We start from the raw sequence: 19,322 nt of genomic DNA on the forward strand, positions 1-19,322 counted from the left end.
CCAACTGAGCTAAGTCGGCACACTTTAAAAACCGCTGCCTAGACAGCGGATGCGTATTCTAGCGATAAACGCGTGGGTGTCAACCTTTTAATCGCGTTGCTTCACCAACTAATTTTGGGAAGTACTCAAGTGGTAAATATTTACTCAAAGCCATGAGCTTTTCACCTAAGTTTTCATAAGAATTAGTGGTGACGTTAATGTGTCCCATCTTACGCTTTTCACGCACAGATTTTCCGTACCAGTGAAGATGGCTACCATCAATGCTTAGCAAATCTCTTGAGAAGCTACTGCAACCAATGATGTTGACCATTGCACTTGGGCCAATAGCGGAGGTGTCGCCAAGGGGCAATCCACATACTGCGCGTAAGTGATTTTCAAACTGACTGGTTACCGCGCCTGATTGACTCCAGTGACCAGAGTTGTGCACGCGGGGAGCCAGTTCATTAACAAGCAGCTTGTCGCCTACTTGGAACAGCTCAACAGCCAGCACTCCTACGTAGTTCATGCCTTCAGCCAGTTTCACGAAGATATCGTGAGCCTGATCTTGAAGTGCGTCGTCAACATTAGTCGCTGGTGCAACCGATACGTGAAGCTGACCTTGGTGATGCAAATTTTCAGCAAGTGGATAGGTGCGTACGTCGCCATTAGCATTGCGTACTCCGATTAATGACAACTCTCTGTCGAAAGCCACCATTTTTTCGACCACTAAAGGCACGGTCTGCAAATCCAATCCCTGAAGGGCATTTTTTAGTTCAGGTAAATCAGACTCATCACTTAGACGCCATTGACCATATCCGTCATAGCCATCACGGCTAGCCTTAAGAATAAGTTTGCTACCCAACTGCTTTACGCAATCGTCTAACTGGGCAAGGTCGGTAACTATTTGGTGCTCACAATTTGCCACCTGCATGCTTTCAAGCAGCTTTTTCTCACGTACGCGATCGGCGCCAACAAGAATGCTGTCAATATTTGGCATCAACTTGTTTGTTTTCGCCGCGTCTTCAAGAAGCCTTTCAGGTACATGCTCAAATTCTACGGTAAGAGCATCTGCACCTTCTAGTGCTTGAGCAAGTGAGATTTCAAGAGGGGTTTTGCTAACTGGATGTACAACGGTATCGTTGTTTACGTCCACAGCTTGAACGTCAATACCTAACGGGCTTCCCGCCAGGTACATCATTTGAGCAAGTTGGCCTGCGCCGTAAACGACTACTCTCATTCATCTAGCTCCAACGTATTGCTTGAAGCAAGTACCGTATCAGTTTGCGATTTTCTAAAAGCGATAACGGCATTGCGTACGCTTTCGTCTTGCAGCGCAACAACTTGTGCCGCGAGAAGACCCGCATTTGCTGCACCAGCCTCACCTATTGCCAGTGTACCTACCGCAACACCTTTCGGCATTTGAACGATAGAAAGCAGTGAGTCTAATCCATTGAGCGCCTTTGATTTAACCGGGCAGCCAAACACAGGTAAATGCGTGTGTGCAGCAATCATACCCGGTAAGTGAGCTGCGCCGCCTGCGCCAGCAATGATTGCGCTAAAACCTTCATCTGCAGCGCTTTCTGCAAACTCTACTAGCAAGTTGGGTGTACGGTGCGCCGACACCACCTTCGCTTCAAATTCAACACCAAACGACTTCAGCATTTTTGCGGCCTGCTGCATAGTAGGCCAGTCTGAAGTTGAACCCATTACAATCGCGACTTTTGCCATCTAGAGATCCTCGGGGTAGGTAAAGTGGACAACCTTGGAAAGGCCGCGATTGTAGCGTAAAACCGTTCAAAATCCCACCGTAAATGGCGTCAATTATAGCGCCACTCGCTTAAGGGTTGTTGAGGCTACTCTCTTATAAGGGTGATCTATCTCTTCGCTGTCAGTCGTATTAACTATAATTAATTTATGTAGAAAAGTTGCCTGACTACACGGATTAACGAACGCTTTTATTTCCACATTTTGCGACGTTGACCATGAACGGGCGTTAGAGGTTATTGATGACAGATAAACACGAACCCGACGTACTTGATGAGGTGATAGAAGAAGTACAAGACGTGGTCTCTGACTTCTTAAATCGCGAAGCCGCTCCCGGCATATTGTTAATGGGTGCAACGATTCTTGCGCTCATTATTGCTAATTCTCCCCTAGATACGCTTTACGATCATTTAATCAGTATGCCGGTACAAATATCAGCCGGTACGTGGGCTATCGATAAGCCATTATTGCTGTGGATTAACGACGGGTTAATGGCGGTGTTCTTTTTTCACGTGGGTCTGGAACTGAAGCGGGAAATCTGCGAAGGTGAATTGGCCAATCCTAAAGATATTATTTTACCCGCAGCGGGTGCTGTTGGTGGTATGGCACTACCCGCCTTGATATATGTAGGCATCAACTGGGACAACCCCGTAGCCATTGCAGGGTGGGCAATTCCCGCCGCTACTGACATCGCGTTTGCGTTAGGTATTTTGGCGCTACTAGGTAGTCGAGTACCTACGAGCCTGAAAGTTTTCTTAGTCACCCTGGCTATTATTGACGATATCGGTGCTATCGTAATTATTGCCCTGTTTTACACCGAGCACATTACCGCGGGTGCGCTGTATATTGCTGCAGGTTGTTTATTGCTGTTGTGGCAAATGAATAAACGCAATGTGGTAGATATTCCGCCTTATGTTTTTGTGGGAATCATTCTGTGGGTAGCCATGTTGAAGTCAGGCGTTCACGCCACACTGGCAGGTGTCGTACTTGCTGGCTTTATTCCTATGCGGGATGAGAAAGACGAATCTTATTCTCCGGTAACGCGACTAGAGCACGGTTTGAATGGCTCGGTGAGTTTCGCGATCCTACCTTTATTCGCCTTCGCTAACGCCGGCATAAGTTTTGGTAACATCAGTCCGGAGGGTATTTTCCATCCTGTTACCTTTGGGATCTTTCTTGGCTTGGTTGTGGGTAAACAAATTGGCGTATTCGGTTTTTGCTACTTAATGGTGAAGTTAAAGCTGGCTAAGTTACCAGAGGATCTTAACTTCAAGCATATCTATGGCTGTGCGCTACTTTGCGGTGTTGGCTTTACAATGAGCTTATTCATTGGGGGACTGGCCTTTGCACAGACAGGCATCAATCAAATTTTTGACGAGCGTGTGGGCATTTTAACCGGCTCTCTTGTCTCGGCGTGCTTAGGATATATTGTACTGCGATTCGTTAGCGAAGCGCCGAGCGATAACACTGATGTAGCCTCAAACGCGAGCAAGTTCACTGGCAATACAGTCAAATAGAACCTGCTTGCGAATAGGCTTACTTAAATGCGCATTCATGCCTGCTTCTAAGCAGGCATTTTTGTCTTCGATAAACGCATTGGCGGTTAAGGCAATAATTTTAACCTTGTCTTTATTTCTGCCTTCTTCGCGAATAAGCCTTGATGCAGTATGCCCGTCCATGATGGGCATTTGGCAATCCATTAAAATCACATCAAAGTCGTGTTTTTTTTCTGCGGCCACCGCGTCTAGCCCATTCTTAGTTCGAATGCACTTGATATTCTCTGACTTAAGCATTTCTATAACGATGTCTGCGTTTATGTCATTGTCTTCTGCAAGTAGTACACGAATTGCACTAGGTAAGGATGGAGGCGCTTCACGCTGCTGTTGAATGCCGCCCCAACAGATTGTGGCTGGAATATGAAAAGTGAAGCTAGTTCCTACATCTAACTCGCTTTCAACGTAGAGTTCACCGCCAAGTAATTCGATCAGCCCTTTTGAGATGGCCAGCCCCAAACCGGTTCCCCCATAGTGGCGCGTAGTCGATGCATCTGCTTGCTCGAATTTCTCGAAAATAAGGTGCAATTTGTCGGGCGCAATTCCGATACCAGTATCAAGGACTGAAACTTTCAACCCTTGATGGGCATAACTCACGTTAACCGATACCTCACCTTCATTGGTAAATTTTATGGCGTTGCTTAGTAAATTATTAAGTACTTGAGCTACTTTACCAGCATCAATGTTCAAGACTTCTGGCACATCGCTGCTAATACGAAGCGTAACATCATAGCCTTTTATTTGCGCAGTGTGGCGATATAGCTCACAGGATGCCGTTAATAATTCACGGATGTCGCAACGCTGAATGTCACAGAGCATCTTCCCAGATTCGATTTTAGACCAATCTAGAATGCTATCCAAAATAATCAGTAGATTCGTCGCTGAGCGAGAGATAGTTTTTGCCCTCACTGCGACATGCTCAGGCAAAGCATTGTCTAGCATTAAATCACATGAGCCAACGATACCGTTCATTGGCGTTCTTATCTCATGACTCATATTGGCAAGAAACTGAGTTTTGGCCACGTTTGCAGCTTCGGCCTCTTTCAGAGCTAGCGCTAAATGCTCGGTTTTTTCCTCTATGCGCTGCTCTAAAGACTGGTTCAACTCATTAAGTTCTTTATTTAATTCTTGCTCTACTTCCTTCGCTTTTTTAAGTTCGTCAAACGCACCAAGTAAGCGAGCTTCCAAGCCCATAAACTCATCGCTTAGCGACGAAAGCTCTTGGATGTGCAAAGCTCTTTGCGGAGCTTTATTTCCATTTTTTTGATTAGGATCGAACTCAGCAATGTAACGGACAAGTCGGCGAATAGGCGCACCTACCATTTTGGCCACCACATACCCCGTGAATGTCCCAAAGGCAGATAAAGCCAACAACAACAGGAGGTCTTTTAGCAAGTAACTGCTCATTGAGGCGTGTAAAAGCCGCTTATCGAAGTAATAGCTAACCTTCCAATTGGCAAAAGAAAGGCTTTCGGTGAACCTTAGCCACTTTCTACCTTGGGAACCGGAACCGTTATTAACTTCTTCAACTTCGACGCCACAATTGGGTTCACACGAGTAAAACGGCGCTTTGGTCAGCGGTTTCATCGCTAGCGCATCAGATGCGTAGATCACCTCACCTTTTTGATCTTCTATCAGCATCAAAAATCCACCAAGGCTCAGGTCATCAATTGCGTTAAAACTTTTTAAAGATAGTGAACCTTCTACAATACCTTTGGGCACTCCGTCCCTATCTAAGATTGGCGCAGATATCGCGACAATTGGGTCGTTGCCGAAACCTCTGCCTTGAAAAACATTGGACAAGAATGGCGTGCCTGACTGCATGACTTCGTAAAAATAAGGACGATAAGACACGTTAGGTAAGCCATTTTTTCTCGCCTTTTCTAGCATACTTGACGGATAAGCGTGTGTGATGTCGCCGCTTTCATCTGCTACTAGAAAGGTTAAAAACTCAGGGTTGTGCGACGCAACAATTTGTAAATTAGCACCGGCCGTTGTTTCTAAGCTATTTTTCGATGCAGAATTTGAAAGAACTTGCGCTGTACTGATAATGGCATTTTGATGATGGCGTATAAAGGTTGAAAGCTGAAATTCAAGCACTTTCACCCGCTGCTTCATGTAGCTATGGATTTGTTGCTCTTGCTGATGTTGAAACAAGCTGACTGATAGATAAATGACGGCCATAGACGCAACGAAGAAGCAACCCGAAAAGAAGTATCCTAAAAGAAAATGAAGCGTAATACGTTCCGATTTGTTCGAGGTTTGCCGCTTGAGGCCATATATAGCCAAGTACGCAAAATGGCCGGTAACAAGCCCTAATACACCACTCACCCAAGTCACTAAAACACCTGAGAACAGCATATTTACGTTGTCACTATCGTAAAGAGAGTGCTCTAAAAGCAAAACCGGTAAAAAGACAATAGACCAAAATCCTGCGCCTACTTTAATGACCTGCCTTAGCGATTTGTTATAGCCGAAAAAACTCAGCACTATTGGTAGTAACGTCAGGCTTTCTTTCCCTACAATACTGCCTTCGCTCAGCCACATAGGAAGACTTATTACAAGGGCAATGGGAACAGATATAAGAGGTGAAAAACGGAGCGATGCATACACCGCAGCGCCCACGCCAAAGGTAGCAATGCCCGAACTATCAAAAGGTGGATTTAAAGCATTTAGCCCTGCGCCAAGTGCACATACAAATAGCGCTTGAAAAGCCGAAGACCATGTAAAAGAAAATGAAATACTACCTATTTTCAACGCATGTCTCCGGCGAATACGCTTAGTGTTGAGCCATATAATCTAAAGTAAAGTTTGTGAGAAGCTTCACACCTAACTTCATGCCTTCATCGTCAACATAAAACTCCGGTGTATGGTGAGCGGGGCTATCTTCTTCAGATACATCCAATGGCTTGCCGCCTACCCAAACATACAAACCTGGAATTTTCTCTTGAAAAAATGAAAAGTCTTCCGCCCCCGTGACCGGTTTAGAAAGCAGCGTATTTTCAACGCCTGCGGTACGCTGCATAGTAGGCAGCATGGCTTTTGTAAGCTCTGGGTCGTTGTACGTAATGGGGTAATAGTAATCTAGCGGTAGCGTAAGTTCTGCTTCTGCGCCCATACTCTCTGCTATAGCCTTTACTTTACGCGGAAGCGACTCGTAAATATGATCGCGCGCGGCTTCATTGAGGGTACGGATTGTGCCAACCATTTCTACTTCATTAGGAATGATGTTTGAACGGTTACCGCCGTGAATAGAGCCAATAGACACCACCGCTGCATCGTCAATCAATTTCAACTCACGACTTACTATAGTCTGAATTGACATGATCATTTGCGCAGCGGTAACCACTGGATCAACACTCTTCCAAGGATAAGCGCCGTGGGCTTGCTTACCGTGAATAACAATTTTAAATGGGTCTACCGCGGCCATGGTGCCACCCGCGTTATAACGCACTTTACCCACATCGGTGTTAGCATTGATATGCAGGCCAAAAATAGCGTCTACATCAGGGTTTTTAAGTACACCTTCAGCAACCATAACTTCCGCACCGCCTTTTTCTCCAGCGGGTGCGCCCTCTTCTGCTGGCTGAAAGATAAACTTCACTTTACCTTTCAGGTCGCCTTTAATTTCGGTAAGAATTTTTGCCGCGCCCATGAGCATTGCCATGTGAGTATCGTGACCACAGGCGTGCATAACCGGCACTTCTTTTCCGTTGTATTCGCCCATCTGCTTTGAGCGGTAGGACAAATCGTTTTGCTCTTTTACAGGAAGTCCATCCATGTCTGCACGTAATGCAACCACGGGACCTGGCTTGCCCGAGTCTAAAATAGCTACCACACCCGTTTTTGCCACACCGGTCTGCACTTCTAAACCTAGGCTTTCAAGGTAGTCAGCAACATATTCAGCGGTTTTAAACTCGCGATTCGATAATTCAGGAAATTCATGAAAGTGATGACGCCATTTAATTACATCAGGCTCGACTTTATTCGCTAATTCATCAACATTGATCTGAGCGGCATTAGCAGCTGACACAGAGGCCAACCCTGCAAATGCGAGTGACAGCAATTTCTGGTACATAACTATTATTTCCTTTGGTGTTTTTTAGACAGAGTAAATCATCTCAAGGGAGAACACACCATTGAACTAACGATTGCTGTTAAAAATCAATAAGCAAACGAAAATACCCCATTCACAAGACTGAGGGTATTAGACGGAAGTATAAGAAAAGTGCTTTATCGATGCAGGGAATAAAAAAGGCGCCGAGTGGCGCCTTTTCCTTAAATATCAACTTATTACTAAGTTTCTATTAACTCTTTTGTCTACGCATTGCGTCAAAGAACTCATCGTTTGTCTTGGTCATCGACAACTTACTGATAAGGAAGTCCATTGCGTCAATTTCTGACATTTCGTGAACGATTTTGCGAAGGATCCACATTTTCTGTAGTTCATCTTGCGCTGTAAGCAGTTCTTCACGACGGGTACCAGAGCGGTTGAAGTCGATAGCCGGGAACACACGTTTTTCCGCGATTTTGCGATTAAGGTGTAATTCCATGTTACCTGTACCTTTAAACTCTTCGTAGATAACTTCGTCCATTTTAGAGCCGGTATCGATAAGCGCTGTTGCGATAATCGTTAAGCTTCCGCCTTCTTCAACATTACGGGCGGCACCAAAGAAGCGCTTAGGCTTGTGAAGAGCATTCGCATCAACACCACCGGTAAGTACTTTACCTGATGATGGGATAACCGTGTTGTAAGCGCGAGCAAGACGAGTAATCGAGTCAAGCAGGATAACCACGTCTTTTTTGTGTTCAACAAGACGCTTGGCTTTCTCGATAACCATTTCAGCAACTTGTACGTGACGACTTGCTGGCTCATCGAAGGTTGAAGCAACGACTTCACCTTGAACAAGACGATGCATCTCGGTTACTTCTTCCGGACGCTCATCAATAAGCAATACCATTAACTCACAATCTGGGTGGTTAGCAGCAATTGACTGAGCAATATTCTGAAGAAGAAGCGTTTTACCGGCTTTAGGTGGTGCTACAATGAGTCCACGCTGGCCTTTACCAATTGGCGACGCTAAATCCAGGACACGTGCCGTAATGTCTTCTGTTGAGCCATTACCACGTTCCATGCGCAAGCGATCTGCTGCGTGAAGCGGTGTAAGGTTTTCGAAAAGAATTTTATTTCGTGAGTTTTCAGGCTTGTCGAAGTTAACTTCGCGAATTTTTAGCAGGGCAAAGTAGCGTTCACTGTCTTTTGGTGGACGAATCTTCCCAGCAATCGTATCGCCCGTACGCAAGTTAAAGCGTCGGATTTGGCTTGGCGATACGTAAATATCGTCTGGTCCTGCGAGATACGATGAATCAGCTGAGCGTAAGAAGCCGAAACCGTCCTGTAAAATTTCTAATACCCCATCACCAAAGATGTCTTCACCGCTTTTTGCGTGAGTCTTTAGAATTGAGAAAATGATGTCTTGTTTTCTGGCGCGCGCCATGTTTTCCAGGCCCATTTCCTCGGCCAGGTTAACCAACTCGCTTATTGGTTTGTTCTTTAATTCAGTTAAATTCATACTGGTGGGTCTTTGTGCTTGAACTTCGCTTACAGGACTTAAAGTCACTCTGTTCTAGTTTAGATTTGATATCACCCGGATATGGGCGTAAGCAGAATGCTGCTCGGATGAGCGCTTTAGAAAAGTTAGCACTATATTTAACCAACGTCCAGCGTTTTACCGCCCAAATGTTAAATAAATTATTGCGTCCTTTTCTGATATGGAATGCAAGTACCTGTGTTTTAGATAAAAACCGGTGCTTTATTCGCACCGGTTTTTTGTTTTATAGCTATTAAAGATTTTCGTTAAGAAACTCTGTTAATTGAGCTTTGGATAGCGCGCCAACTTTAGTTGCTGCAACGTTACCGTTTTTGAAAAGTAGCAATGTAGGAATACCACGAATACCATATTTAGGTGGAGTTTCGTTATTTTCATCGACATTCAACTTGCCAACTGTTAACTTGCCATCAAACTCGGTCGCAACTTCTTCCAAGATTGGTGCGATCATTTTACACGGGCCACACCATTCGGCCCAGAAGTCAACCAGTACAGGACCTTCAGCATTGATAACATCTGCTTCGAATTTATCGTCAGATAACTGGATAATTTTGTCGCTCATTCTTTTCTCCATTATTGGTCTGTCGCTGATTTGTCTCAGCCCGACCATAAGTGTTATATAGAAACTGTTTTTTAATGCAAGCACTGATAAGCTATAAGCTATGCCTACTCACTTAACTGATACTCACTTTTCTGACCTGCCGATTAACGGCAAGGTTGTTGACGCCTTGGCGGCAGCTAATTTTTCACATTGTACACCAATTCAAGCACTTGCACTGCCTCCTTTATTAGAAGGTCACGACATTGCAGGTCAGGCTCAAACCGGAACTGGTAAAACCATTGCTTTTTTGGTAGCTACATTTCACTATTTGCTAAGCAAAGCAGAAAATGCAGACAACAGCAAATCAAATGGCCCTCGCGCAATTATCATGGCGCCGACCAGAGAGCTAGCCGTTCAAATTTATAACGACGCCAAATTGCTTAGTGAGCATACTGGATTGTCGCTTGGTTTGATTTATGGGGGCGAAGGTTACCAAAGTCAACGTGAAACTTTGGAAGAAGGGGTAGATATTATAATTGGTACGACAGGACGCATTCTTGATTACTACAAGCAAAATGTGTTCACGCTGAAGAATATTCAGGTTGCCGTACTTGATGAAGCCGACCGAATGTTCGATTTGGGCTTTATTAAAGATATCCGCTTTTTATTCCGTCGTATGCCTCCAGCAAGCGAACGCTTAAGCATGCTATTTTCAGCGACGCTAAGCTACCGCGTACAGGAACTTGCTTACGAGCACATGAACAATCCAACCCACGTTCAGGTGGCGCCAGAGCAAACCACCGCTACACGCGTTTCTCAAGAGCTATTTTACCCGTCTGATGATGACAAGATGCTGTTACTTCTTACACTACTTGAAGAAGAATGGCCTGAAAAAGCGATTGTGTTTGCAAACACGAAAAACAGTTGTGAAAAAGTCACCGACTGGCTTACCGCAGATGGCCATCGTGTGGGCTTACTTAGTGGCGATGTACCACAGAAGAAACGCTTGGGGATCTTAGAAGATTTCACCAAAGGTAACCTAGACATTCTGGTGGCAACCGACGTTGCAGCGCGAGGTCTTCACATTGACGCGGTAACGCACGTATTTAACTACGACTTACCTGACGATGCGGAAGACTATGTACACCGTATCGGTCGTACCGGGCGCGCAGGACAAAGTGGTGTTGCGATTAGTTTTGCATGCGAGAAGTACGCACTAAACTTACCTGCTATTGAGCAATACATCCAAAAGGCAATACCGGTTACCGATTACGACCGCACCGCCCTCCTTGATGATGTAACGCCTCCAAAACCACGTAGAAGACGTACGCCCAACAACCGCAATTCTTCACGCCGTGGTAACGGTAGAGGCAGAGGAAAGCCCCAAAACCGAAACAATAGAACGCAATAATAAAGCGAAAGGTAGTTAATTAGAAACGAGATTTTATGCAGGCAGAACTCCAGCACGACGCACAAACTTACGGTGAGTATTACGCCGCCGTGGACTTAGGCTCCAACAGCTTTCACATGGTGATTGTTCACGTTGTTAATGGCAGTGTGCAAATAATAGGGAAAATTAAACAGAAAGTGCGCCTGGCAGCAGGTTTAGATGATGACCTAGCACTGGATGACGTAAGCATGGAACGCGGCTGGCAATGCCTGCAGGTATTTTCGGAGCGCCTGCAGGACATCCCTCCCTCTAACATAAAAATTGTTGCTACCGCTACGTTGCGACTAGCAACCAATGCGCATATTTTCATTCGTAAAGCAGAAGAGATCCTTAATCACAAACTTGAAGTGATTAGCGGTGAAGAAGAAGCCCGACAAATTTATCTTGGTGTAGCTTATACATCCGCCAACCAAGGCAATAGCTTAGTTATTGATATTGGCGGCGCGAGTACCGAAATCATCATCGGGAACGACATGCAACCGATTCATCTGAAAAGTTTGGATATGGGCTGCGTGACTTTCATGGAGCGCTATTTTACAGGCGGAAAAATAACTGAAGGTAATTTCGAAAATGCTAAGCAAGCAGCACATTCGCTGATTGCTAATGTATCAAACGCTTTTTTATGTTTTGACTGGGAAAATTGTTTAGGTGCATCTGGCACGCCGCAGGCCATTACCGAAATTTTGGTGGCCCAAGGCATCAGCGACGCTATCCGCTTAGACTACCTGTATCACCTTGAAAAGCAATGTATTGAGTGCGGCAGTATTAAAACACTCGATATCGACGGCTTAGAAGACAATAGAAAAGCTATTTTCCCTTCAGGCTTAGCCATTTTGATCAGCCTGTTTGAAGCACTAAATATTAAGCACATGAACATTTCTGGCGGCGCCCTGCGTGAAGGGCTTATCTATGGAATGTTAGATAATGTCACAGAAAACGATAGACGCCAGCAAACGCTTAACCAAGCAAAACAGCGTTATCATATCGACAAAAATCACGCGAATTCTGTTCGCCATGTGGCACTTGGGCTATGCCATCAGCTTTGCGCCCAACAAAACATCTGTCACCTAGATACGGAAACTATCTTGGGTGCTGCTGCACAGCTTCATGAAATCGGCCTTCATATTGAATATAAACGTCACCACGAGCACGGTGAATATATTCTAAGTCATATCGATTTACCTGGCTTTACTCGATTACAGCGTTCAGCAATTCGCGATTTGGTAGCGCAACATCGCTTAACCATTAACACTCAAATTTTCGAAAAGTATCACGAAGATTACCGCCCCATGCTCAAAGGATTGCTTCGAATACTTAGGATTGCAGTTGTGTTATGTCTACGCCGTCAGAACAAGCATATTCCTGAAGTTTCTTTAAGCTGCGACGATAGTAAGTGGACGCTTACTTTTCCAGAAGGTTGGCTGAAGTCTCACCCTTTGATTAATGCCGAGCTAGCTAATGAGTGCTGGCTTCAACACAAAGCTGGTTGCGAGCTCGTCTGTAAGTAAACACTCACATTTATACTTCAAAAAACAAAAACCGTGCTAAGCACGGTTTTTTTATGGACGATTAATGCGCGTTAATAATAAGCGCGTTACTTGGCATTTTGTTTCGCGAGTAACTCAGCCGCTTTAGGCGCAAAGTACGTCAGAATTCCATCTGCACCCGCCCTTTTAAAAGCAAGTAAAGACTCTAATATTACCGCCTCTTCGTTTAACCAACCATTCGCAAATGCAGCTTGGTGCATGGCGTACTCGCCACTTACTTGATACGCAAATGTCGGGACTTTAAATTCGTCTTTACAACGACGCACAACATCTAAGTACGGCATACCTGGCTTCACCATTACCATGTCAGCGCCCTCTTCTATATCAAGCGCAATTTCGTGGAGTGCTTCATCGGTGTTGGAAGGATCCATTTGATAGGTTTTCTTGTTGCCGCCCTTTATATTTGCAGCGGAGCCGACGGCATCACGAAATGGACCGTAGTATGCAGACGCGTATTTAGCTGAATAAGCCATAATACACGTATTGATGTGACCTGCTTCTTCAAGTGCTTTTCGGATACTACCAATGCGTCCATCCATCATGTCAGAAGGTGCTACAATATCAGCGCCAGCTTCGGCATGAGATAATGCCTGTTTGATTAGTACCTCAACCGTCTCATCGTTCATCACGTAACCAGTCTCGTCTAAAAGGCCGTCTTGACCGTGAGACGTAAAAGGGTCTAGTGCGATATCAGACATCAGCATTACCTCAGGAAATGCCTTTTTAAGCGCTCTCATTGCTTGCTGAGCAAGACCTTCAGGGTTAAAGGCTTCACTAGCACATTCCGTTTTAAGCGACATGGGGGTTACAGGGAAAAGCGCTATCGTTCTAATGCCCAGCTCTACCCATTTCGCCGTTTCTTGCACTAGCAAGTCGATAGAAAGTCTTTCCACACCCGGCATAGAAGGTACGGGTTCACGCGTATTTTCACCGGGCAATACAAACACTGGATAGATTAAATCATCCGTAGTTAGCCTATTCTCTGCAACAAGCCCTCTTAGCGCATCTTTAGCTCGCAACCTACGCATACGACGGTGAGGGAAAGATGAAGACATCATAATTTTTCCTGTAAATGTTTGTGTATTACCGTGTTGCGCCCTGAAGCTTTTGCTTCATACAGGCACTCATCAGTAAATTTAAATAGACTCTGCGCGTGCTCTTCGTCAGCAATAATGGTGGTAGATACACCTGCACTCGCGGTTAGCTTAATGATTTCACCCTCATATTCAAGAGGGCTGTTTTCAAGGCTATGTCGAATACTCTCGGCTACGTGATACGCGCCATCCAAGTCTGTATTAGGCAATATAATGGCAAATTCTTCACCCCCTATTCGACACAAGTCATCTGTTGGGCGATGGATGAGTTTTTGAAAAACCTTTGTCACGTGGATTAAACATGCGTCTCCACCGTCGTGACCATACTCGTCGTTGATATTCTTAAAGTGATCCACATCAATAATAATCAGCGATAAAGGCGTTTGCTCACGGCGGCTTCGCCTTCCCTCTGAGCGTAATCGCTTGTCGAAGTGTCGACGATTGTGCGCGCCTGTGAGCGGATCAATCGCATTAAGCCGCTCTAACTCCTGATTAACCTCAGAAAGCTCGCGCAGGGTTATCTCTAATTCAAGTGTTCGTTCCTGAACTTTGTATTCTAAATCGTCTTGGTAGCGCTTTTGCACTTCCAACAGTTTTTCCTTAGCGGAGCTTGCCTGCTTTTCTTGCTCAAGGGCAAACTGCTGGGCATTGATTAAGTCGTCACGACTGTGGCTGTAATTAATGGCAAGAATGAGCGCTAATATGAGCGCTTCAACCGTGCCACCAATAATCAGCAGGTTGTTGGATGAAATAGGTAACTGGATGATATTTACATTATCTAGACTGGCTGTTAATCCACTCACTAATAGAAAGGCCCAAGCGATTGTGAAATAGCGGGCTATCACCTCTCCTTTAAGTGAAAGCCACACGCCCAGAGACAAGGTAAAAATAACCACGAGGCTTAGCAATAAAAGAAATGCTTTTATCATTAACCAATAAGGAAGAATAAGACCTGCAATGATACTTAAACCACACACCCAACTAATCGCTTTGGTCACGCGGTCTAGCTTTTCACTGTATTCCCTTATAGGCAAGAGACTACGGGTAAATAACGCAGCAAACATAATGGTACAGTTTGCAAAAACGATAATTGCTTTGCTTTGAAACCATGTACTTGCAGGCCAAATATAGGAAAACCCGTAGCCGTGTAGCGTCATCAACGTAAGTGCGAGGTTGACCACATAACCGGCATAAAATAAGAAAGACACGTTTTTTGTGGTTAAAGTCAAAAACGCATTGCTCACTCCCATCGCGATTAAAATACCGAAAAATATGCCTAGTACTAAGTTTCTACTTGATGTGTATTCTATAAACTCAGTCTCTTCCCAGATAAGGATAGGAAGGCGAATAGTGCCCGATGTTTGCATCTTGATAATAACGCGCTGAGACTGCGCACTGGCAGGCAGTGGGAACAAAGGCTTAACGTGTGTAATGGGCCTATCTTCAAAGCTTTGCTTATCTCCACTCGAGTAAGTCACAATAGGTTTACTGCCCACTTGGCTATACACGGCCACATCAAGTTTATCTAATAATGGATAGTCGATGTGCAGAAGAGCGCGACTTTGGTTACTCTGTGTTGGCTCAACTATCATCGAAAACCAATAGACATCGGTATCCATTCCTAAGTTGACTGGAGATGCAATTGGAGACCAATCATTTGCGGGCGTTTGTATAATATTATTAAAGTCGAACGTTTTTCCGTTCACCTCTTTTAAATAACTTAACTGAGAATAACGAGGTGAAACGCTTGTCGCTGGAGACAAGTTCATCAAGACAAAGACAAAAGCAACAGCGGCAAGAACTGTAGTGAGAATAAGACCCGCATCATACTTGCGCATCGCTTTTAGATTTGTCTGCATATAAACCTATGGTTAGTTGAGGGAAAATAACTCACAGGTATTAGCATAACTGCTAATACGTAATTTATCAGTCTCAACTTGCAGATATTCGCCTAATTGCTGAGCGATATGAGGCAAGTATGCGGGCTCATTATTGCGTTTTCGAGGGCGCAATGTCTTCGGAAATAAGTACGGAGCATCGGTCTCGAGAATAAGTCTGTCAAGCGGTATGTGTTTTACGGCATCACGTAAATCTTCGCCACGTTTATCGTCACACACCCACCCTGTTATACCGATATAAAGGCCTAGCGACAAATACGCTTCTACCTGGTCCATTGTTCCTGTGAAGCAGTGGGCTATTCCCCCTTTCAAGCGCGGCATATATCGAGTTAACAAGCTGACTTGTTCGCTAAAGGCATCCCTTTCGTGCAGATATACGGGAAGATTCAATGATACCGCTATATCCAGCTGGGCCTCAAAAACCGCTAATTGAACGTCTTGAGGGGAAAAGTTACGGTTAAAGTCTAATCCGCATTCACCAATAGCTACACAGCCTTGATGCTGAGCAAGCTCACGTAATCGGTAATAGTCACGTTCGGTGACGTCTTTGGCATTATGAGGATGTACTCCAATGGTGAAACAGCATTGTTCAGAGTACTTTTTATAAAGCGCTACCGCTGCATCCCACTCTTGAGGATGAGTAGTGATGACGCAAAGCTTCTCAACTCCGGCTTCTTGCGCTCTCTGGATAACCTCGTCGGCGTCAAAGCGCTTATCAAGCAGATTGACGCCAGCGTCGAACCAAGGCATCTATTTTACGCGCTTTACTTTAATGCGCTTGTTAAGACCTTCAACGCTTAGGAAGAAGGAACCAAAAAGACCCCGCTCAACAGAGACAGCTTGTCCTTCCTCAAGCTTCAAGTGCGTTCGATCCGTTTGCTGCCAGACAGAGCCATCGCTGAAAGTTAGCACATACTTATCGCGAGGGTTTTTCTTAACTGTGTTAATAGTGACGGTAATTTCTGAGGTCTCTTTTGTTAAGTCGCGCTTATGCTCTAGACCAAAGTCATTGCCCGGCTTTGAGGGCACAGGTTGTTGCCCAACCTGCGCTGGGCGAGGGCGAGTTTGTGCGCTGTTATTTGGCTTATATGCCTTTAGCTGGCTCACTTGTTCGTTAACGCCTTCATATTGATTTAACGACTTTGCCACACCGTCGTAGCAAATTAGGCGCTTAAGGCTATCATCTGTATTACGGCACTTTTCCATCGCTTCACCGATAGACTCAGCGTGTACTTGAGGAGCACTAAAAGCACACAGTAAAGTGGCAATTGAAAGCAGTTGAGTTTTCATTTTTATTCCTTTCTCTTTTGAACTTTTATGTGTTGTCAGGTGTTTGCGTTTTGCCTTCATCTTTTGGTGTTTTACCGGCGTAAAAGCCTCCAACAATAACCCCTACTTCAAACAGCAGCCACATTGGAATAGCTAATAATGTCTGAGAGATAACATCGGGTGGTGTGAGCAGCATGCCAACAACAAAGGCCCCTACAACCACATAAGGCCGTTTTGCTCGTAGCGACTTGGCATCTGTTAACCCAGTCCAACACATAAGAATAATAGCGATAGGTATCTCGAATGAGACTCCAAATGCGAAGAAGAGTTTCAATACAAAGTTTAAGTAACTTGAAATATCGGTACTTACAGTAACCCCTTCAGGGGCGACGCTAGTGAAGAACGCAAACGCGATGGGGAAGACAACAAAATAGGCAAACGCCATGCCGGCATAAAATAACAGGGTACTTGATAGCAGCAGGGGCGCAACCAGACGCTTTTCATTTCGATACAAGCCTGGAGCAACAAAGCCCCAAACCTGATAGAGCACATAGGGAATAGCAATGAAAAACGACAATACTAAGGTAAGTTTAAAAGGTGCGAAAAAAGGTGAAGCAACATCAGTTGCAATCATGCTCGCGTTCTCTGGAAGTGTTTCAAGCAGAGGCATGGCCAACAGCTTATATAAATCCTGTGCAAATGCGGCAAGACACACAAACACAATCAATACGCTCAAAAGTGCTTTGAGAATACGACTGCGCAATTCAATTAAATGAGAAATAAGGTTATTAGCGTCAGACATCTATTGCTTTTTATAAGGTTCTTGAACCGACTCTGCAGCTTTTTTTAGCTCATCGACGCTTTGTTCAAGTTCAGGTGAAAGATCTTTAAGCCCTTGCTGCTCTGCTTTTTTCAAATTTTCATGCAACTCGTGCACGCGCAACTGATGCTCAACTTCTTGCTTAAAGCCCGTTGCTACATTACGCACGCTACGAATTGTATTTATAGTTGAGCGCATGGCACCCGGTAATCTTTCTGGCCCTAAAATAAGCAGCGCCAGTACACCGATAACCAATAGCTCCCAAAAGCCGATATCGAACATTAGGATTTTTCTTTAACGTCGCTCTGCGTCTTTGTTGAAACAGGCTCTGCTGCTGACTTTTCTTCAACTTGCTTCTTTTGTTCAAAGTCTGCGTCTTTGTCTTCTTCGGTGACAGCTTTTTTGAAGCCTTTGATTGCGCCGCCTAAATCAGTACCTATACCTTTAAGACGCTTCGTACCAAATAAAAGCACCACAATAACCAGTATGATCAGCAACTGCCAAACACTAATACCACCCATAAAAATAATCTCCCTTACATCGATTGGCACAGTATGCCATTGCCTGCTGATGCTTTCACCTGAATATTTACTTCTATGAATAAAGATTGACGTTTTGGTTGGGACAATCCATGCTCTGTATATCCCCAATGCGAATGGTCGAAACATTCAACTATGCTAATTTTTACAAGGAGTTAGTGAGCAATGCTATGCCTTACCGTGGTCTATTGCCATTTATTGCTCGCTTTACCTGTTGCACCTGACTCAGCTGCTAACACGTTGAACTCCCCCGTAAATGCGACCAGTGTAGGTATAACCTATCGGGATATTGCTCGGCCAGAAAATACGCTTACTAACAGCGCTACTTCGACAGAAGAAAGTACACACTCCTTGCCTCCTTCAATACCTAATGAGCAATGGTTTGATATTTGGCAGCGTAGCTTCACCGACACCATGGACTTCACCGTAAAACAGCTTGATGGTTTGTTTGAAAGTTCAGATGAAATAGGTGCTTCAGGACAGAAGGAGGCCAGAGCCGAAGGTCGTGTTCAACTTGCCTGGGAGCCAAGAAGTGGCATGCTCTCGGATACGGATTTGCGCTTCAGGGTAAGAGTTCGCCTACCGGCTTTAAAAGAACGCGTTGATTTACTATTAAGTGATAACGAAGACGAGACACAGAACAACACAATACGAGCCGCGAGGGATAGCGGCAATAACAACCGCGATCGAACGACCATTGCGCTTCGCTTTCGTCCTGAGCAAGACTCTCACTACTCATTTAGAATTGGCGCTGGTCGCCGCGACCAGCTATATGTGATGACCCGATACAGAGATGCTTTTGCCTTTTCTAAACAATGGGCCATGCTATACGACGCCGAACTTTACTATTACACCCGTGACCGTTTGGGTGCGGAGGTGGGCGTCGCTTTTCAATACGAAATCAATAAAAAGCACCTGGTTCGACAAAATAATCGCTACTACTACCGCGACGATACCAACGACTGGCTATGGCGTCACGAGGTCCACCATTTGTTTTCGGTAGATCAACATAACGCCGTTATTCCTCACTTTATGGTGGAAGGGCTTAGCCAACCCAACTTTCGCGTAGAAGAAGTCTATGGCGGGTTTAGGTGGCGTAACAACATGCTGCGCGATTGGCTATTCTTTGAGGTAGAGCCTTTCGTTTTATGGCTACGTGAAGAGGATTTTAAAACCTCATACGGCATAGCCCTGCGCGTAGAAGCCTACTATGGGCGCGATACTTAGAGAAATTCTTTATAGAATCAAAAAAGGCTGTC

Annotated in this window: 17 protein-coding genes; 4 read left to right on the forward strand and 13 right to left on the reverse strand. The window is 44.9% G+C overall.

What is annotated here, in order from left to right; translation table 11 throughout:
* Window positions 1–79: 79 nt before the first annotated feature.
* A complete protein-coding gene (locus ACX5KA_RS04705; RefSeq protein WP_171338069.1) occupies window positions 80–1,216 on the reverse strand; it encodes a 5-(carboxyamino)imidazole ribonucleotide synthase in 1,137 nt (378 codons plus the stop codon).
* A complete protein-coding gene (gene purE / locus ACX5KA_RS04710; protein ID WP_014948098.1) occupies window positions 1,213–1,707 on the reverse strand; it encodes a 5-(carboxyamino)imidazole ribonucleotide mutase in 495 nt (164 codons plus the stop codon). The genes ACX5KA_RS04705 and purE overlap by 4 nt, the downstream gene beginning before the upstream one ends.
* A gap of 278 nt (window positions 1,708–1,985) precedes the next feature.
* Between purE and nhaA the strand changes: the two genes are divergently transcribed.
* Window positions 1,986–3,260: a Na+/H+ antiporter NhaA gene (nhaA, locus tag ACX5KA_RS04715; RefSeq protein WP_014948097.1), complete on the forward strand. Its 1,275-nt coding sequence runs from the start codon at window positions 1,986–1,988 to the stop codon at window positions 3,258–3,260.
* Here the strand turns inward: nhaA and ACX5KA_RS04720 are convergent.
* The 4 genes from ACX5KA_RS04720 to trxA all read right to left on the reverse strand — a co-directional run bounded on the left by ACX5KA_RS04720 (window position 3,222) and on the right by trxA (window position 9,467).
* Window positions 3,222–6,053, reverse strand: coding sequence for an ATP-binding protein (locus ACX5KA_RS04720; RefSeq protein WP_458730537.1), 2,832 nt, complete (start codon window positions 6,051–6,053; stop codon window positions 3,222–3,224). The genes nhaA and ACX5KA_RS04720 overlap by 39 nt on opposite strands.
* Before the next feature lie 22 nt (window positions 6,054–6,075).
* Window positions 6,076–7,374 carry an amidohydrolase gene (locus ACX5KA_RS04725; protein ID WP_039219319.1) on the reverse strand — a complete coding sequence of 433 codons (1,299 nt, stop codon included), beginning with the start codon at window positions 7,372–7,374 and terminating at the stop codon, window positions 6,076–6,078.
* Window positions 7,375–7,603: 229 nt separating this feature from the next.
* Entirely contained in the window at window positions 7,604–8,869 is a 1,266-nt protein-coding gene (rho, locus tag ACX5KA_RS04730; RefSeq protein WP_014948094.1) for a transcription termination factor Rho, read from the reverse strand.
* A gap of 271 nt (window positions 8,870–9,140) precedes the next feature.
* Window positions 9,141–9,467: a thioredoxin TrxA gene (gene trxA, locus ACX5KA_RS04735; RefSeq protein ID WP_012517074.1), complete on the reverse strand. Its 327-nt coding sequence runs from the start codon at window positions 9,465–9,467 to the stop codon at window positions 9,141–9,143.
* Window positions 9,468–9,567: 100 nt separating this feature from the next.
* Between trxA and rhlB the strand changes: the two genes are divergently transcribed.
* Together rhlB and ACX5KA_RS04745 are read left to right on the forward strand one after the other, a co-directional pair.
* Window positions 9,568–10,857, forward strand: a complete 1,290-nt coding sequence (gene rhlB / locus ACX5KA_RS04740) for an ATP-dependent RNA helicase RhlB (protein WP_039219315.1) — start codon at window positions 9,568–9,570, stop codon at window positions 10,855–10,857.
* Between the two features lie 35 nt (window positions 10,858–10,892).
* Window positions 10,893–12,404: a Ppx/GppA phosphatase family protein gene (locus ACX5KA_RS04745; RefSeq protein WP_039219314.1), complete on the forward strand. Its 1,512-nt coding sequence runs from the start codon at window positions 10,893–10,895 to the stop codon at window positions 12,402–12,404.
* Window positions 12,405–12,490: 86 nt separating this feature from the next.
* Here ACX5KA_RS04745 and hemB read toward each other — a convergent pair whose 3' ends face one another.
* From hemB to tatA, 7 genes are read right to left on the reverse strand one after another with little or no spacing between them, the layout of a single operon-like run.
* Entirely contained in the window at window positions 12,491–13,501 is a 1,011-nt protein-coding gene (hemB, locus tag ACX5KA_RS04750) for a porphobilinogen synthase (protein WP_205622711.1), read from the reverse strand.
* Complete coding sequence (locus tag ACX5KA_RS04755; RefSeq protein WP_039219312.1) at window positions 13,498–15,396, reverse strand: sensor domain-containing diguanylate cyclase; 1,899 nt, start codon at window positions 15,394–15,396, stop codon at window positions 13,498–13,500. Before ACX5KA_RS04755 ends, hemB begins: the two co-directional genes overlap by 4 nt.
* A gap of 12 nt (window positions 15,397–15,408) precedes the next feature.
* Window positions 15,409–16,185 (reverse strand): TatD family hydrolase, encoded by a 777-nt coding sequence (locus tag ACX5KA_RS04760; protein WP_458730538.1) that lies wholly within the window; start codon window positions 16,183–16,185, stop codon window positions 15,409–15,411.
* Window positions 16,186–16,725 carry a hypothetical protein gene (locus tag ACX5KA_RS04765; RefSeq protein ID WP_039219307.1) on the reverse strand — a complete coding sequence of 180 codons (540 nt, stop codon included), beginning with the start codon at window positions 16,723–16,725 and terminating at the stop codon, window positions 16,186–16,188.
* A gap of 25 nt (window positions 16,726–16,750) precedes the next feature.
* The gene (tatC, locus tag ACX5KA_RS04770) at window positions 16,751–17,506 is read right to left on the reverse strand and encodes a twin-arginine translocase subunit TatC (RefSeq protein ID WP_458730539.1); all 756 of its coding nucleotides are present in this window, start codon (window positions 17,504–17,506) and stop codon (window positions 16,751–16,753) included.
* Window positions 17,507–17,806, reverse strand: a complete 300-nt coding sequence (gene tatB, locus ACX5KA_RS04775) for a Sec-independent protein translocase protein TatB (RefSeq protein ID WP_014948087.1) — start codon at window positions 17,804–17,806, stop codon at window positions 17,507–17,509.
* Complete coding sequence (gene tatA, locus ACX5KA_RS04780; RefSeq protein ID WP_230633705.1) at window positions 17,806–18,051, reverse strand: Sec-independent protein translocase subunit TatA; 246 nt, start codon at window positions 18,049–18,051, stop codon at window positions 17,806–17,808. Before tatA ends, tatB begins: the two co-directional genes overlap by 1 nt.
* Before the next feature lie 177 nt (window positions 18,052–18,228).
* Between tatA and ACX5KA_RS04785 the strand changes: the two genes are divergently transcribed.
* A complete protein-coding gene (locus tag ACX5KA_RS04785) occupies window positions 18,229–19,290 on the forward strand; it encodes a hypothetical protein (RefSeq protein WP_458730540.1) in 1,062 nt (353 codons plus the stop codon).
* The last annotated feature ends 32 nt before the right edge of the window (window positions 19,291–19,322 follow it).

Source organism: Alteromonas alvinellae, from assembly GCF_902705805.1.